This window comes from Bacillus sp. 7894-2, assembly GCF_002272225.1.
In the GTDB taxonomy this organism is placed as follows: domain Bacteria; phylum Bacillota; class Bacilli; order Bacillales; family Cytobacillaceae; genus Cytobacillus.
Window position 1 is genome coordinate 26486 of the sequence record NZ_NPDG01000035.1, and the last position, 16275, is coordinate 42760.

General features: G+C 42.8%; 15 protein-coding genes and 2 riboswitches. Of the genes, 12 read left to right on the top strand and 3 right to left on the bottom strand.

Going from position 1 to position 16275, the window contains the following annotated elements; genetic code table 11:
* Positions 1-153 precede the first annotated feature (153 nt).
* Positions 154-651 (bottom strand): coiled-coil domain-containing protein, encoded by a 498-nt coding sequence (locus CHI10_RS06285; protein WP_095243461.1) that lies wholly within the window; start codon positions 649-651, stop codon positions 154-156.
* A 283-nt stretch (positions 652-934) separates the two neighbouring features.
* On the opposite strand from CHI10_RS06285, the gene CHI10_RS06290 reads away from it, so the two are divergent.
* The 7 genes from CHI10_RS06290 to CHI10_RS06320 all read left to right on the top strand — a co-directional run bounded on the left by CHI10_RS06290 (position 935) and on the right by CHI10_RS06320 (position 8810).
* Complete coding sequence (locus CHI10_RS06290) at positions 935-1801, top strand: YitT family protein (RefSeq protein WP_095243462.1); 867 nt, start codon at positions 935-937, stop codon at positions 1799-1801.
* A gap of 52 nt (positions 1802-1853) precedes the next feature.
* A complete protein-coding gene (cccB, locus tag CHI10_RS06295) occupies positions 1854-2207 on the top strand; it encodes a cytochrome c551 (RefSeq protein ID WP_048009814.1) in 354 nt (117 codons plus the stop codon).
* A gap of 440 nt (positions 2208-2647) precedes the next feature.
* On the top strand, positions 2648-3334 hold the full coding sequence (ftsE, locus tag CHI10_RS06300) for a cell division ATP-binding protein FtsE (protein ID WP_048009813.1): 687 nt from the start codon (positions 2648-2650) through the stop codon (positions 3332-3334).
* Positions 3324-4217 carry a permease-like cell division protein FtsX gene (gene ftsX, locus CHI10_RS06305; RefSeq protein ID WP_095243463.1) on the top strand — a complete coding sequence of 298 codons (894 nt, stop codon included), beginning with the start codon at positions 3324-3326 and terminating at the stop codon, positions 4215-4217. Before ftsE ends, ftsX begins: the two co-directional genes overlap by 11 nt.
* A gap of 157 nt (positions 4218-4374) precedes the next feature.
* Entirely contained in the window at positions 4375-5727 is a 1353-nt protein-coding gene (locus CHI10_RS06310) for a murein hydrolase activator EnvC family protein (protein WP_095243464.1), read from the top strand.
* A gap of 258 nt (positions 5728-5985) precedes the next feature.
* Positions 5986-7437, top strand: a complete 1452-nt coding sequence (locus CHI10_RS06315) for a S41 family peptidase (protein ID WP_095243465.1) — start codon at positions 5986-5988, stop codon at positions 7435-7437.
* Between the two features lie 179 nt (positions 7438-7616).
* Positions 7617-8810 carry a PDZ domain-containing protein gene (locus CHI10_RS06320; RefSeq protein WP_095243466.1) on the top strand — a complete coding sequence of 398 codons (1194 nt, stop codon included), beginning with the start codon at positions 7617-7619 and terminating at the stop codon, positions 8808-8810.
* Between the two features lie 444 nt (positions 8811-9254).
* Here the strand turns inward: CHI10_RS06320 and CHI10_RS22245 are convergent, their stop codons facing one another.
* Positions 9255-9425, bottom strand: a complete 171-nt coding sequence (locus CHI10_RS22245) for a hypothetical protein (protein ID WP_179288967.1) — start codon at positions 9423-9425, stop codon at positions 9255-9257.
* A gap of 244 nt (positions 9426-9669) precedes the next feature.
* On the opposite strand from CHI10_RS22245, the gene CHI10_RS06325 reads away from it, so the two are divergent.
* Both CHI10_RS06325 and CHI10_RS06330 read left to right on the top strand, forming a co-directional pair.
* Positions 9670-10773: an AI-2E family transporter gene (locus CHI10_RS06325; RefSeq protein ID WP_095243467.1), complete on the top strand. Its 1104-nt coding sequence runs from the start codon at positions 9670-9672 to the stop codon at positions 10771-10773.
* Positions 10774-10861: 88 nt separating this feature from the next.
* On the top strand, positions 10862-11617 hold the full coding sequence (locus CHI10_RS06330) for an NRDE family protein (RefSeq protein WP_095243468.1): 756 nt from the start codon (positions 10862-10864) through the stop codon (positions 11615-11617).
* Positions 11618-11647: 30 nt separating this feature from the next.
* Here CHI10_RS06330 and CHI10_RS06335 read toward each other — a convergent pair whose 3' ends face one another.
* A complete protein-coding gene (locus CHI10_RS06335; protein WP_095243469.1) occupies positions 11648-13063 on the bottom strand; it encodes a PAS domain-containing sensor histidine kinase in 1416 nt (471 codons plus the stop codon).
* 181 nt (positions 13064-13244) lie between these two features.
* Positions 13245-13344: riboswitch (SAM riboswitch) on the top strand.
* Positions 13345-13444: 100 nt separating this feature from the next.
* Positions 13445-13546, top strand: a riboswitch (SAM riboswitch).
* A gap of 158 nt (positions 13547-13704) precedes the next feature.
* Here CHI10_RS06335 and CHI10_RS06340 point away from each other — a divergent pair.
* From CHI10_RS06340 to CHI10_RS06350, 3 genes are read left to right on the top strand one after another with little or no spacing between them, the layout of a single operon-like run.
* The gene (locus CHI10_RS06340; protein WP_095243470.1) at positions 13705-14736 is read left to right on the top strand and encodes a methionine ABC transporter ATP-binding protein; all 1032 of its coding nucleotides are present in this window, start codon (positions 13705-13707) and stop codon (positions 14734-14736) included.
* Positions 14726-15376: a methionine ABC transporter permease gene (locus tag CHI10_RS06345; protein ID WP_095243471.1), complete on the top strand. Its 651-nt coding sequence runs from the start codon at positions 14726-14728 to the stop codon at positions 15374-15376. Before CHI10_RS06340 ends, CHI10_RS06345 begins: the two co-directional genes overlap by 11 nt.
* A gap of 18 nt (positions 15377-15394) precedes the next feature.
* A complete protein-coding gene (locus CHI10_RS06350) occupies positions 15395-16222 on the top strand; it encodes a MetQ/NlpA family ABC transporter substrate-binding protein (protein ID WP_095243472.1) in 828 nt (275 codons plus the stop codon).
* The last annotated feature ends 53 nt before the right edge of the window (positions 16223-16275 follow it).

Consider the following 16275-nt stretch of genomic DNA (forward strand, 5'->3'; position numbering starts at 1 on the left):
GTATTTAGCAAGTAATGAGTTATTTATGTTTTTGTGCTCAAAATTGATTTTGCCTCAGGATTAAATGCAAGAAAGCCTATGCTGGCATGTTACCGGCATAGGCTTATTTTTTTATGGAATTTTAACTGAGCTAGCCGGTGAATGGGGAGTGCTCTAGGAGTGGATGCGTTTTTTGAGCTGGTTTATTTCAGTTTCGTGGACTCCGCTTTTTTTACTAAGATGTTCTATATCAATTTTTGTACCCATCAATGTATCTGAAATTACATGGAAAGTCTCTTCATGCTGATCCAGCTTTGTTTCAATATGCTTAAAATGGCTTCTGAATTCGGTCGCATTGTTCTCAATCTGTTCAGACAGTACTTCAATTTTATTTTCAACATTCCCAAGCCTGTTCTCGACATTCTCCATTCTGCTTTCAACATTCCCAAGCCTGTTCTCAACATTCTCAATTCTATTTTCAACATTCCCAAGCCTGTTCTCAACATTCTCCATTCTGCTTTCAACATTCCCAAGCCTGTTCTCAACATTCCCAAGTCTGCTTTTAACATCAGAGATTTCATGGTCAATCGAATCAAACCTCTTATCAATTGAATCAAACCTCTTTGAATGGTCCCTCAATGTACTTAAAATTTCATTAAGAATCTTCTCCAACTTTCTCACCTCCTTTTCGACATTATACCACATGCCACTGCATTTCATGCTGATGAGAAGGCGGCCTGGGAGTATTCTTCCACAAAGTTCATAAACATTTCACACATTAATAATGCATGATAAATTGAACGCTTTTATCGCAACATAATGAAAAGGCAGAGGATAGTCCTTTAATACGGCAGTTCAATGGCATTTACAGGCCACAAACTCCATGCTATACTCACTGACGGTAAAAATGGAATATCAGCTTGTGCATAGATCGGGGACACCGGAGGGAGAAGAAATGGGCAAATATAGAAGAGGATATACTTATAGTACAAAAGCGGAGCGAATGCTGGAGTATTTATACGTTTTGATAGGGTCAGGTATTGTAGCGGTCGCGTTTAATGTGTTCTTGCTTCCCAATCGGATTGCATCAGGCGGGGTAAGCGGGATCAGTACGATCCTGGATGCAGTTGTTGGCTGGGAGCCTGCTTATGTACAGTGGGCATTTAATATACCGCTTTTTATTGCTGGTGTGCTGCTGCTTGGAAAACAATTTGGAGCAAAGACTCTGGCCGGGACTATTTTCCTGCCGTTTGTTGTTTTTCTGACAAAGGAATATGAGCCATGGACATCCGACCCGCTGCTCGCATCTCTGTTTGGCGGAATTGGCGTCGGCCTTGGTTTAGGAATTGTTTTCAGGGGTAAAGCATCTACAGGAGGGACAGACCTTGCAGCACAGATTATTAACAAATATACAGGTTTGTCTCTTGGCACTTGTGTTGCGATAATCGATGGATTGATCGTGTTGTCCGCTGCAATTATTTTTGATATAGAGCAGGGGCTGTATGCCTTGATTGCTTTATATGTAACAAGCAAAACAATCGATCTCATACAGCTTGGATTCAGCCGGACAAAGATGGCTTTAATCATTACTGAAAAACAAAGTGAAGTTCGTGAAGGAATTTTGAATAAAATTGACCGTGGTGTGACAAAACTATCAGCATACGGTGGTTATACCGACCATGAACGTCCGGTCCTGATGTGTGTGGTGGATCAGACGGAGTTCACAAAATTGAAACAACTGGTTCAAACCATTGATCCTACAGCATTTATCATAGTTGCGGATGCTTCTGAGGTGTTGGGCGAGGGTTTCAAACGAGCGTAGAGTTGGTATAATATAGCTGTACTTAGTATTTTTTCCTGAGGGGGAATTATAGGTGAAGAAGAAGCTATTAGCACTACTGATGGGTACATCTTTAGTTCTTGCAGCCTGCGGCGGCGGAGACGATGCTGCTGAAGACAAGGACACTTCGACAAACGGCGGCGGTGAAACAACAACTGATACGGCTGACGCTGGCGATGCACAAAAGCTTTATGAACAGAAATGTTCAAGCTGTCACGGTGCAAATCTTGAAGGCGGTGTAGGGCCTGCACTTGATAAGATCGGTGCAAACCTATCACAGGAAGATATTGAAAACACGATAGCTAACGGTAAAGGAGCTATGCCAAAAGGATTGCTTCAGGGAGAAGAAGCTTCTGCTGTAGCATCTTGGCTAGCGGGCAAGAAATAATAAGATCAGATAAAAACGCTCTGTTTAGCAGGGTGTTTTTATTTTTTTCTAAGCGTACAATTTACGGCTTAAGTTAAAACTCCCACCTTTAAGAAGTGTTAATTTACAACTTGACACAATTTATGACAAATATCGAGTGAAAGCAATATGAAAAAAGAAGGAAAAATCAGTCGATTAAGAGAATAACGCACTAGAATATTAAAGAAATTCAGGAAGATAGTAACAATATCATCAGGATTGAAAAGAAACTGTAATAATTTTTTCCGTTATTTTGACAACTTATGATGTTATAATGGGTTGTGTGAGAATTTTAGATGGCTAAATAGGCAGTATTTACAAGTATTTTGTCATCCTCTATGTCGAAAGGATGTCGTTTTTTAGCGAAAAAAGCCGTCTGCTTATTTAATTCTTAATACACACTAGATTGCTAGGTGATATACATGATTGAAATGAAAGACGTATATAAGAGATATCCCAATGGCGTTACAGCTGCCAGCGGGATTGATATTCATATTAAGCAAGGTGAGTTTGTTTATGTAGTAGGACCGAGTGGAGCCGGTAAATCCACTTTTATCAAAATGATGTACCGGGAAGAAAAGCCTTCGAGCGGAACGATCACCATTGACGGAGTGAATCTGGCTACATTGAAGAATGCAAAGGTGCCGCTAATGCGCCGTAAAATCGGGGTTGTTTTCCAGGACTTTAAGCTACTCCCAACTTTGACTGTTTATGAGAATGTTGCTTTTGCTCTTGAGGTTATTGAAGAGCATCCGAAGAATATTAAAAAACAAGTCATGGAAACTTTGGACCTTGTAGGTTTAAAGCATAAGGCAAGAATGCTTCCGACTGAACTGTCAGGCGGGGAGCAGCAGCGTGTTTCTATCGCCAGATCAATCGTTAACTCTCCAAAGGTCGTGATAGCGGACGAGCCTACAGGAAACCTTGACCCGGATACCTCATGGGAAATCATGAACATCTTTGATGAAATCAACACGAGAGGAACGACTGTGGTCATGGCAACTCATAATAAAGAAATTGTTAACACGATTAAGCACCGCGTTATTGCCATTGAAGGCGGAAGAATTGTGCGTGACGAGCAAAGAGGTGATTACGGCTATGAAAGCTAGAACATTGGGCCGGCACTTCCGCGAAAGTTTTAAAAGTCTCGGGCGAAACGGCTGGATGACATTTGCTTCGGCAAGTGCGGTCACAGTAACCCTCATTTTAGTTGGCGTATTTTTCGTCATTATGATGAATCTCAACAAGGTGGCTACAACCATTGAAGAGGACGTGGAAATCCGCGTTCACATCGATGTTGCTGCAAATGAGCAGGATCAGGACGTTTTACGGCAAAAAATCGAAGGAATACCCGAAGTCAAAACAGTTGAATATTCAACTAAGGAAAAAGAGCTTGATAGTTTAATAAACAGCCTTGGTGAAGAAGGCGAAGCCTTCAAACTGTTCGAACAGGATAATCCGCTGAACGATGTATTTATCGTAAAGACGAAAAACCCGGCAGACACAATGAAAGCTGCAAAGCAGATTGAGAAAATGGAATATGCGGCAAAAGTAAAATATGGGCAGGGACAGGTTGAAAAACTATTCAACTTTATCAATGCCGGACGAAATGTTGGCCTTGTGCTGATTATCGGCTTATTATTTACTGCCATGTTCCTGATTTCCAATACCATTAAAATTACGATTATGTCACGAAGAAACGAAATTGAGATTATGAGATTGGTAGGAGCAACCAACTCGTTCATCAGATGGCCATTCTTCCTTGAAGGTTTATGGCTTGGACTGCTTGGATCCATTATTCCAATTGCGCTTGTTTCATCAGCATACTATTACGCCTATGATTACTTAGCGCCAAAGCTTGAAGGACATTTTGTCAAGCTGCTGGAGTTTAGTCCGTTTGTCTATCAGATTTCCGGGCTTCTTATCCTGATGGGTGCCCTCATTGGTGTATGGGGAAGCCTGATGTCAGTCAGAAAGTTCCTGAAAGTATAAACCAGCTTAGAAGGCCCTGCGGTGGGGGGAACCTGTCCAGGCGCCTTCAAGCTTCATTATATTAGACGATTCAGAGTAGCTAAACGTTTCAGACTTGGATGAAATATAGAACGATTAACCTGTACATATGGTGTTCATTGAAAGGAGAAATCGGAAATTGAAGAAATCCATCATCACATTATCATTAGCTGCCGTTCTGGGATTTGGCAGCATAACAGTGGGGATGCCTGTTGAGAAGGCGTCTGCAGCAAATAAACTAAACGATTTAAACAGTCAAAAGAACAAAATTAACGAACAGCGTTCCGGAGTAGAATCGAAATTAAACGATACAGATAATAAGATCAGCGAAAACCAGAGCGAGCAGCAATCTGTACAAAGTGAGATTGAGCGTCTGGATAAGGCGATTAGTGATGCTTTAGCTAAAATTGAAGAAAAGAATCAAGAAATCGCTGATACTAAAAAGGAAATTGAGAAACTTGAAGCAGAAATTAAAGTATTAGTAGAGCGCATCAAAAAGCGTAATGAGCTATTAAAAGACCGTGCACGCAACTACCAGGAAACTGGCGGAATGGTGAGTTATATTGATGTTTTAATGGGTGCGCAGAGCTTTGGAGATTTTGTTGAACGCGTTGGAGCAGTTGCAACAATCGTAGAAGCTGACCAGGATATTTTACAAGCGCATCAGGCGGATAAAGACGAGCTTGAGAAAAAACAGAATCAGGTAAAAGAAGAGCTAGCCTCTTTAGAAACAATGCGTGCCGAGCTTGAAGGCATGAAAAAGAGCTTAAACGCTCAAAAAGCAGAGAAAGATAAACTACTTGCATCCCTAAAGCATAAAGAAGAGGAAATGCATGCCCACAAGCTTGAACTGTCTGAAGAAAATGAGATTCTTGCAGCGCAGGAAGCGGCAATTCAAAAAGCGATCAAGCTTGAGCAGGAAAGACAGGCAGAAGCAGCAAGACAAGCTGAACTGGCAAAACAAAAGGCGGCAGCAGAAGCGGCTAAAGCAGCTAAAGCGGCCAAGAAGAGCAGTTCTTCATCAGCAGGAAGCAGCTCATCATCTGACAGCGGTACATCAAACAGCCCGCAGGTATCTGCACCTTCAGTATCTAGCGGTGCATGGACAAGACCTGCATCAGGAAGACTTTCTTCCGGTTTTGGTAACCGTTCATTAGGTGACCACTTTGGAGTAGATATTGCTTCAGGCGGTACAGTGCCAATCATGGCGGCAGCTGATGGTGTTGTCATCCGTTCATACTATTCCAGCAGCTATGGAAATGCGATTTTCATTGCCCACTCTGTAGGCGGACAAACGTATACTACTGTATATGCCCACATGAGTAGCCGTTCTGTCGGTTCTGGCCAGACTGTTTCTAAAGGCCAGCAAATCGGCATCATGGGTAACACGGGACAATCTTACGGCCAGCATTTGCACTTCGAACTTCACAGAGGTTCTTGGAATGCAGGCAAAACAAATGCAATCAATCCAATTGGCATCGTGCCTCTATAAAAATAGTGAAAGTGGAAGGAGCCTAGCTTCTTCCACTTTTCTTTTACCCGAAAAGAGGGTCTTTAATCCTATGGGACGTTTGTTTTTAAAAAAGTCTCAAGCAAAAGAAATCATAACTCGTCCACACCTAACATAGGATGAAATAAGCGAAGACATCCCGCCCCCTTTGCGGGCTGTTTTTATTTACTTAAAAATCGGGGAAGACCGCAGACGCTGAATATATACAGGAAACGCAGGAAACTGGAAAGGGAGATGACGATGAGCAGAAAGTGGATCGCCGTGCTGATGACGGGATCATTGCTGACAGGGGCTGGCGGTACATATGCAGGCATGCAGTGGCTGGCAAAGGAAGCTCCGCAGACAGGAGCCCCAAATCAATTAATAGATTCCAAGGAAAACGGAAAACAAGCTGATCAAGAGAAGGTCGAAAAGATGGAAACAGCCTATCAGCTGATTTTAAATAGCTATGTGGAAAAAGTAGAGGAAAAGCAGCTTGTGGAAGGAGCTATCCAGGGCATGCTTGCAACCCTCGAAGATCCATACTCAGTTTATATGGATGAAGAAACGGCAAAACAATTCAGTGATACATTGGAATCCTCTTTTGAAGGGATCGGTGCAGAAGTCAGCATGGTGGACGGGAAAATCATTATTGTGGCGCCTTTTAAGGATTCACCGGCTGAAAAAGCGGGGTTAAAGCCAAAAGATGAAATCTTAAAAGTGGATGGGGAAAGTGTGAAGGGTCTTGATTTATATAAAGCGACCATGAAAATCCGCGGTAAAAAAGGTACGAAAGTAGAGCTTGAAGTTGCACGCCAAGGTCTGAAGGAGCCTCTCCAGATAAAAGTAAAAAGAGATGAGATTCCTCAAATTACTGTTTACTCAGAAATTAAGAAGGAAAGAGGAAAAGAGGTAGGGTATCTGGAGATCACCTCCTTTTCCGAAGATACATCGAAAGAATTTGCGAAACAGCTGAGTGAAATGGAACAGGAAGGGATCGAGGGACTTGTTATCGATGTGCGCGGAAATCCCGGCGGCCTCCTGACCTCTGTTCAGGAAATCCTGAAGGAATTAGTTACGGCTGACAAACCCTATTTGCAGATTGAAAAGCGGAATGGGGAGAAAATGAGATATTTTTCCACACTAGAAAATCCAAAAAGCTATCCGATTGCCGTTCTTGTGGATAAAGGAAGTGCCTCTGCCTCGGAGATTCTGGCCGGCGCCCTGAAAGAAGCGGAGGATTATGCCATTATCGGTGAGAAATCATTTGGAAAAGGGACTGTTCAGCAGCCTGTTCCGATGGGGGACGGCAGTAATATCAAACTCACTTTATTTAAATGGCTGACTCCGGACGGAAACTGGATTCATAACAAAGGAATCAAGCCTACCCTTGAGGTGAAACAGCCGGACATCTATCAGACTCATCCTTTGCAGGTGGAGAAGCCTTTGGCAATCGATATGAATAATGAAATGGTGAAGAATGCACAGGGAATTCTGGCGGGTCTGGGATATGCTCCGGGCAGGACAGATGGCTATTTCAATGATTCCACTGAAGCAGCAGTGAAAGTCTTTCAGCAGCAAAAAGAGCTTGAAGCAACCGGCCGAATAGACAAAAAAACCGCAGCAGCGCTTGAACAGGCCGCCATCGAAGAAATGAAAAAAGAGCAGAACGATCTGCAGCTGCAGACGGCTTTGAGATATGTAGCCAAATAGTGACAGGCACCACCCGAATTTTGTCGAATGAAGCAGGAGGATTTTTCCTTCTGCTATTTTTTATTTAAAGCGAGATTGTAATAGGTTTTGTAAGGTGCTTTTGGTAGAATATAGAGTAATAGAGTTTTCTGTTGTTTACATAATTCATGAGAATTTAGAAATAGAGGCTGGTGGCAATTTTGATAGAAGAGTGGATTTTTGAGTTTCTTAAAGGAACGGGAAAGCTGCTGTTGAATCCGGTATTTTATTACCTGTTTTTTGTGGCAGCCTTTTTAGGTATTTCCCGTGTGAAGCGAGAGCGAAAGGACTTTTCGGTCCGTGCAGAAAATGCCTATTTTGAGTTGAGGCAGCTTCTTCCGCTGGGGATTCTGGCAGGTCTTGCCGTAAGCGTGGTAATGGTGGGAGCGGGAATAGTTCTGCCGTTGGAGACGATTGTGTTTACCGCGGCACTTACGTTTCTGTGGAGCTTAACGGCAAAAGTGAGATGGATGGCGCCAGTTTATACGCTGGGCTTTGCCTTTTTCGCCACAATGTTTGCTTTTGAACAGAAGTGGCCATTGCCGTCATTCGCCCAGTCGGCATCAGATGTTGACTCTTCCATCTTCCCATCCATCGCTGTTCTCCTTGCCCTTTTGGTGATTGCAGAAGGCTTCCTGATTATAAGAAACGGTAGGAAAGGTACATCTCCAAGGCTTGTAAAGAGTAAAAGGGGACAAACTATCGGCATACACGAGTCCAAAAGAATCTGGATGGTGCCTGTGTTTCTATTGATCCCGGGAGAGGCGCTGCAGATGCCGTTTGAGTGGTGGCCAATGCTGCCGATTGGCGGTGAAACGTATTCACTCATTCTTGTCCCGTTTTCAATCGGATTTCATCAGAGAATCCAAGGCACGCTTCCTAAAGAGGCAACAGCTCTGCTTGGACAAAGAATCAGCGTGTTTGGCATACTGTTATTGCTGATATCAGCTGCAGGCTACTGGTATCCGCTTGCTGCTGTGGGTGCAGCTGCACTTGCGATCATCGGGCGAGAATTCATCTCGCTACGCCAGAGAATGGCAGAGGATCAGGCGCCGTTTTACTTTTCCAAGCGCAATCAGGGAATCATGGTACTCGGGGTAGTTCCTGATTCACCAGCTGATAAAATGTTTCTTGGAGTGGGAGAGGTTGTTACAAAAGTCAATGGCGTAAAAATCCATGATGAGAAAGGCTTCTACGAGGCTCTGCAAAAGAACGGAGCTCATTGCAAGCTCGAGGTCTTTGATGTGAACGGGCAGGTTCGTTTCGTTCAGCGTGCTCTCTATGAAGGTGACCATCATGAACTGGGGCTGCTGTTTGTGCAGGATGAGAAGAAATGGGATAGTGAAGCGGTTTAATTTAAAAATTAAATTGTTACATAAATACACGGAATGATTTCAAAAGCTTGGGGAAAGTTTCCAGTAAAGAATGGAGTTTTGTTTAAACGAAAAACTTCATCCTTTTTATATCGAATTTTGATTTAAGGTACATTGAGCTAAACAAACGTTAATTGATATAAGGCTGCCAAATTAGGTGTCCTTGTCTTATTAAAAAGGTCAGGTTTCTACAGATATACGTTAGAAAAAAACAATGGTATGAATAACAGATTGGAAGGGAGAATGAAAGGATTGTTATAATCATCAGCAACCCAACAGGCAGAAAGTTGAATGCATCCGGTCACATTATTCCGGTATCATGATTTTGTAGTGTGTGAAGGTGAGGATTGCTGGTGTTAAAAAGTTTCATTAATTTATGGCAAAGAATAGAGAGCTGCTGAGCGGCTCTTTTCATTTTGGGCTCTGTTAAATTTTTTTATGAATAGCTCGCTCAGCAGTTTTGAGAATGTCTATAACTGCACTCTGAATGAGAAGAATATCACTAAGAATTTGATTTTTTATTCTTGAATTATTACAGCGCTGCATTTCAACTGTCAGCAGATTGAGTTCTTTCTTAAAAATGTCTAATGTGGTCATATGTCTGTTCACTCCTGGAATTTATATAGTTCTTTATACCCTGTTTTATGGGAGTTATAAACCAAAAAATGTTATTTTTTTAATTGATATTCCCTGCTGTGGAAATTTGATAGTCCAGAAGAAATCTCTCATCTTTTCCGAAACCTTTTCCATCCCTATTCGTAAAAGAAGTAGCATCTTCGTAGGAGTAAACAAGCGAATATGGTATTCTTTATTTAATCTATTCATAGAAAAAGGTGACAATGTGGCAAAGAAAAAACTGCATTACTGGACTTTGCAATTACTGATAATTTTAACAATCATCTATGTATCAACAAAAATTTCTTTTCTGTTTATACCGGTCGGCATCTTTGTATCTACTCTGTTTTTTCCAATCATTATAACGGGATTTCTGTATTTCTTATTGAACCCGCTGGTCAGATTGCTGCAGCGCTATAAGGTGCCAAGAACGGCAGCTATTCTAATCATTTATGCAGCTGTTATCGGTTTAGTGACGCTTGTGATTGGCAACATTGCACCGCTTATCAGCAGACAGGTTACTGAATTATTCAATGATCTGCCGGGATATGCGAAAACGACAAGAGACTTTGTTAATTCAATGTCTAACACAGAAGAGTTTAAGTGGTTTTTGGCACAGGACTACATTTCAATACAAGAAATTGAAGCCCGCATTATGGATTATGCGAATACGCTCCCAAGCCGTTTGACACAGGGAGTAGCCGGCATTGTCAGCCTGGTCACGAATATTGCAATCACGATTGTAACGGTGCCATTCCTGTTGTTTTATATGTTCAAAGATGGCGATAAGTTTCCTGCCGCCGTTTCGAAGTTTCTTCCTGTTGCTTACAGAGAAGAAGGGGTTAAAACCCTTAAGGAAACAGGCGAAACCCTTTCTTCTTACATTCAGGGGCAGATTACTGTGGCGCTGTTTGTAGGGACACTATCATTTATCGGTTATTTAATCATTGATCTGCCTTATGCACTTGTTATGGCGCTGATTGTGGCCATCACTAATATCATTCCTTATGTCGGACCATTTCTTGGCGGTGCACCTGCCGTAATCGTCGCACTTTTTGACTCGCCGACTAAGGCCCTTCTGGTTGTCGTAGTCATCGTGATTGCCCAGCAGGTTGAAGGGAACGTGCTGTCGCCGCTGATTCTCGGCAAAACCTTAAACACACATCCGGCCACCATCATTATCCTATTGCTGGTTGCAGGCAATCTTGCCGGAATTCTTGGCATGATTCTGGCGATTCCTACTTATGCTGTGACCAAAACGATTGTTTTAAATACAATAAGGTTTTTAAGGGCGAGGAAAGCAGCTCGGCTCGAGGAGACGGTTACGTGAAGATGGGGAAGCTCCTTTTCTGAAAGGGGCTTTTTGCTGTATTTGCATGTAAAGTAATAATGAAAATAAAACGAAAGCAGGGATCCCCATGTGTCTAATCCTTTTCGCATACAAGGTTCATCCGAAATATAAGCTCATTGCTGCAGCCAATCGCGACGAATTTTACGAGCGTCCGACTGCACCTGCACATTTTTGGGAGGACCACCCCCACATTCTTGCTGGCCGAGATCTAAGGAAGATGGGGACTTGGATGGGTGTTACTAAGAATGGACGATTTGCAGCTCTGACAAATTACCGCGACCCGAATGAAGTGACAGAAGGCAAGATGTCGAGAGGAGATTTGGTGGCGGATTTTTTGAAGGGCAGTGCTTCGCCTGCTGACTTTATGAACAGAGCATCTGAACATCGCAGCAGTTATCCCGGCTACAATCTGCTGGCGGGCAATTTGGATGAGCTCTTTTATTATTCGAACGTGGAGGATCGAATAGAGCAGCTTCAGCCAGGGATGTACGGGGTCAGCAACCATGTGCTGGATACCGAGTGGCCGAAGGTAAAAAAAGGGAAGGAGGGCTTATCTGCTCTCTTAGATAATGCAGAGGGAAACTTAACAGAAGAACTGTTCACACTTCTCCGGAATGCAGACCCTGCCCCGGATGATAGGCTTCCGAAAACAGGAGTTTCTCTTGAATGGGAAAGAATTCTGTCTCCTTTATTTATCAAAAGCGATGGCTATGGAACCAGGAGTTCAACAGTGCTGCTGATGTCAGAGGATGAAATTTTTTATAAGGAAAGGGTTCATAATGGGGATGAGACGCAGGAACAGGAATTTATCCTTCAAAAATAAGAAGCCAGCTCAGGCATCTGGCTTCTTTTTTCAGGCAAACGGCAAAGTAATCTGCACCGTTGTGCCTTCATTTTCCCTGCTGTCGATGTAAAGGTTTCCTCCGTGGTTTTTAATGATTTTTTTGCAGATCATGATGCCAAGGCCTGTCCCTTTTTCTTTTGTGCTGTAAAACGGCTCTCCCAGTTTGGCGAGGCGTTCTTCCGGTATGCCGATTCCTTCATCCTCGACAGTGATGATGACAGAGTGGTCCTCCTGGCGGATATCGACGTTTATTTTGCCGCCCATTGGCATGGCTTCCATTGAGTTCTTAATGATGTTTATCAGCACCTGTTTAATTTTATCTTTTTCACATTTTACAAAGAATTCTCCGGGCGACTGAGTTAATTCGATCAGAATATTTTCCATGACTGCCTGGCTGTTCAATAGAGTAATCACACTTTTTACTACGTTTGTCAGGCATGTTTCTTCTATTTCGGTTATTTGAGGTTTAGCAAGAACGAGCAGGTCATTGACGATGCCTTCAATACGTTCCAGCTCATTTAGAATGACTTCTGCGAAATTGTCTTTATGTTCTTCGTATAATAACTGTGTAAAGCCTTTTATGGCTGTGAGCGGGTTGCGGATTTCATGGGCAATGCCTGCTGCAAGCTGACCTACCACGGAAAGCTTTTCAGCATTCTGCAGCTTTTCTTCTGTCTTCTTTTGTCCGGTTACATCTTTGATAATGATCTGGTAGACCTTTCTGTTCTTGAAAGTGGTTGGAATCAGCTGGACTTCGGCTTTTCTTATTTGTCCGTCAGTCCGGATCAGATTAAGCTCAAAATTCACGCTCAGCTTTGTTTGCAGAAATTCATCGAGGGTGGAATGTTCTGAAGGAGGAATGTAGTCGTGGAGGGAGGTGCCGATCATCTCTTTGATGCTCGTGTACCCGAAGAGCTTCTTCCCTTCATTATTGATATAGGTCCAAATCCCCTTTTGAGTCACCATTCCGATCGTATCCTTGGAGTACTCCACCAGAAAACGGTACTTCTCCTGTGTTTCAAGAATTTCCTCTTCCATGATAATTCTCTGAGTCATATCCCGAATGATGCACATCATTTCTTTATCGTCATTAATGACTGAAAAATTGGCTTCCAGCCACAAATAATGTCCTTCCTTATGCCTGAAACGGAAAGTCACCCGATTATGCGGAAGCTGGTCGAGCTCGGCCAGTGCATCTCTTAGAAGATCCCGGTCATTTGGATGGCAGTATGTGTAAAGGCTGCTCCGGTGAAAATCCTGCGGTGAATACCCCAGTGTCGGCAGGCAGGAAGGGGAGACATATAAAGCAATGCCTTCTTTTGTCACTCTTGCAATCACGTCACTGGAATGCTGAATGGCCAGCTGCAGATTCCTCGCTTCGACTTTGTCCGCGCATAAATCTGCCGGATTCTCGGTCATAATCATTTTGTCCCTCCTTTTTATGAAAAATGACACTTTTCCATTATTATACATGAGTCAGGGTATTAGACACATAGGATTTAACTATCATTTTTTAACCAAATGAAAATATTTAAAAAATTATATTGACTTCCTTTTCTTTAAGATGGTAAAGTAATAAACATATTAAAACCGCATATGAAAAATCTTCTTATCAAGAGAGGTTGAGGGACTGGCCCTATGACACCTCGGCAGCGGACAAAAGTGTACCGTGCCAAATCCAGCAAGCATTGCTTGAAAGATAAGAAGAGGACCATTGATAAATGCTGCCCTCTTCTTTCTTTAGAAGAGGGTTTTTGTTTTATGCGGAAAAATACATCAAGATTCTATTCATAAACATATGAATAATTCTTATCAAGAGAAGCAGAGGGACCTGGCCCAATGAAGCTTCGGCAGCAGGCAGACCGCACTGTGCCAAATCCAGCAGGCAAAAAGCCTGAAAGATAAGGAGGGGACTTTTAAAAAACCTCTTCTGATGGAAGGGGTAAATTTCAGGGCATAATTCTTAGTTTTCATATAGGAATAGTTGTTTAAAAAGCGGTGACAGGTACCTATACCAGTTTATCAAATTGGTATAGGTACCTGTCACACCAGAGGAGAGATGCAACATGATAGAGTTTCAAAATTTAAAGAAGGTCTATGAAAGCGGAGGTCAGCAGGTAGCTGCTCTGGATGGAATAGATTTAAGGATTAACAAGGGTGAGATTTTCGGAGTGATTGGCTTCAGTGGTGCGGGAAAGAGCTCTTTGATCCGCTGTGTCAATTGGCTGGAGAAGCCGACTTCAGGGAAGGTCATTGTCAACGGGCATGATTTGACGGCTTTATCTGTAAAAGAAATTCGTGAAGTGAAAAGAAACATCGGGATGGTCTTTCAGCACTTTAACCTTCTAAACTCGAAAACCGTGTTTGCTAATGTGGCGATGCCGCTTACACTGGCTAAGATCCCTAAGGATGAAATAAAAAAGCGTGTCCATGAACTATTAGAATTCGTGGGGCTTGCCGACAAGGCGAACAGTTATCCGGATCAGCTGTCAGGCGGGCAAAAGCAGCGGATCGGAATTGCCAGGGCGCTGGCAACCCAGCCTTCCATTCTATTATGTGATGAAGCAACTTCAGCTCTGGATCCGCAGACCACCAGCTCGATCCTGCAGCTGCTGAAAAAAATAAATAAAGAATACAACATTACCATTCTGATCATTACCCATGAAATGTCTGTTATCAGGGAGATCTGTGATCGTGTCGCTGTCATTGAGGCAGGAAAAATTATTGAAGAAGGAACCGTCTTCAATGTCTTTTCCTCACCAAAAACTCCAACAGCGAAAAACTTTGTCAGCACGGTTATGAATGATCAAATACCTGACTCCATTAAGCAAGTAATTGAAAAACAGCAGGGGCTTCAAAAGGTATTCAGAATCAACTTTGTCGGAAACTCTGCCGGGCAGCCGCTGCTTTCGCAAGTTGCCAAAAAGTTTAGTATCGATTTCAACGTCCTGTTTGGAAATATTACTGAACTACAGGGAACACCATTTGGCAACCTAATTGTCGAGTTTCAGGGTCCGGACAGTGAAATCAGGCGTGCTATTCAGTACATCAGCCAGGAAAAAGTTTCAATAAAGGAAGTGACATCACGTGCTAGTTAATCAGGAAAAAATCATCGAAGCCTTAATTGAAACAATCCAAATGGTGGCATTCTCATTACTGTTTTCAGCTCTTATCGGACTGCCGCTTGGCATATTGCTTGTCGTGACAAGGAAAGGGCATCTGCTGGAAAACACCGTTGTTTTTAACATCATAAACAGCATTATTAATATTTTTAGATCAGTCCCATTCATCATTTTAATGGTAGCCATCATCCCTATCACCCGGATGATTGTCGGAACATCGATTGGAACTGCTGCAGCCGTAGTGCCGCTCGTCTTTTATGCAGGACCCTACATAGCGAGATTAATAGAGAATTCATTGCTTGAGGTTGATCCGGGAGTCATTGAAGCGGCAGAAGCAATGGGAGCGACGCCGGGACAGATTATCCTTAAATTCCTGATTCCGGAAGCACTCAGTTCGCTGGTATTAGGTTTCACCATTGCCACAATCGGTCTGGTCGGAGCATCAGCCATGGCCGGGGCAGTCGGAGGCGGAGGCCTAGGTGACCTTGCCATTACATATGGCTATCAGCGATTTGATACAACCGTCATGCTGATTACCGTTGCAATCTTAGTGGTCATGGTTCAAGGCCTGCAGTCATTCGGAAATATCTTATCCAAAAAAATCAGAAGAAGATAACTTAGGAGGAAACACATCATGAAAAAACTGTTTTTATCATTCATTATTTTAGCATTGGCTGTGTTCATTGCGGCATGCTCAAGCACAACTGGCGGGGAAGAAACTAAGAAGGTTAAATTGGGTGTCAGCGGATCAGATACACGCATCTGGGACTTTATTGCAGAAAAAGCTGAAAAGGAAGGCATTGAAATTGAGGTTGTGACATTCTCAGATTATGTACAGCCAAATGTCGCCCTCGCAGAAGATGATCTTGACGTGAATGCATTCCAGACAGTCGCTTATTTCGACACTTTTATTAAAGAGCATAATATGGATCTTACACCGATTGCGACAACTGTTTTAGCACCAATGGGTCTTTATTCTGAGAAAGTAAAATCTGTAGAAGACATTCCGGAAGGCGGCAAGATCGCCATTCCAAATGATGCTTCAAATGGCGGTAGAGCCCTTCTTTTACTGGAGGAATCTGGCCTGATCAAATTATCCGAGGACTATGACGGAAATCTGGACTTGAATAAAATCGTTGAAAACAAGAAGAACCTTGAATTTGTAGAAATGGTATCAGCGCAGACGCCGCGTGCCCTTCCGGATGTCTCGGCTTCAGTCATCAATAACGGAATTGCCGTAGACGCCGGCTTTAAGCCAACTAAGGATTCAGTGTTTATTGAAAGCGAAACCGCTACACCTTATGTAAATATCATTGCTGTCAGAACAGAAGACAAGGATAACAAAACGCTTAAGAGAATTGCTGAACTTTACCAGGAAGATGATGTTGCTGATTTCATCACGAAAGAATATGACGGAAGCATGATCCCGACTTTCATTCCATTAAGTGATATTGGCTGGTAATTAAAATATCGCAGTCTAACGGGCAGTAAGACCCCCACTTCTAGACTCAGAGG

Excerpts from the sequence above, each read along its gene's own strand:
- CHI10_RS06340 (WP_095243470.1), top strand. The coding sequence starts at position 13,705 with ATGATAGAGTTTCAAAATTTAAAGAAGGTCTATGAAAGCGGAGGTCAG.
- ftsX (WP_095243463.1), top strand. The coding sequence starts at position 3,324 with ATGAAAGCTAGAACATTGGGCCGGCACTTCCGCGAAAGTTTTAAAAGT.
- CHI10_RS06330 (WP_095243468.1), top strand. The coding sequence starts at position 10,862 with ATGTGTCTAATCCTTTTCGCATACAAGGTTCATCCGAAATATAAGCTC.
- CHI10_RS06315 (WP_095243465.1), top strand. The coding sequence starts at position 5,986 with ATGAGCAGAAAGTGGATCGCCGTGCTGATGACGGGATCATTGCTGACA.
- ftsE (WP_048009813.1), top strand. The coding sequence starts at position 2,648 with ATGATTGAAATGAAAGACGTATATAAGAGATATCCCAATGGCGTTACA.
- CHI10_RS06335 (WP_095243469.1), bottom strand. The coding sequence starts at position 13,063 with ATGATTATGACCGAGAATCCGGCAGATTTATGCGCGGACAAAGTCGAA.
- CHI10_RS22245 (WP_179288967.1), bottom strand. The coding sequence starts at position 9,425 with ATGACCACATTAGACATTTTTAAGAAAGAACTCAATCTGCTGACAGTT.
- CHI10_RS06350 (WP_095243472.1), top strand. The coding sequence starts at position 15,395 with ATGAAAAAACTGTTTTTATCATTCATTATTTTAGCATTGGCTGTGTTC.
- CHI10_RS06290 (WP_095243462.1), top strand. The coding sequence starts at position 935 with ATGGGCAAATATAGAAGAGGATATACTTATAGTACAAAAGCGGAGCGA.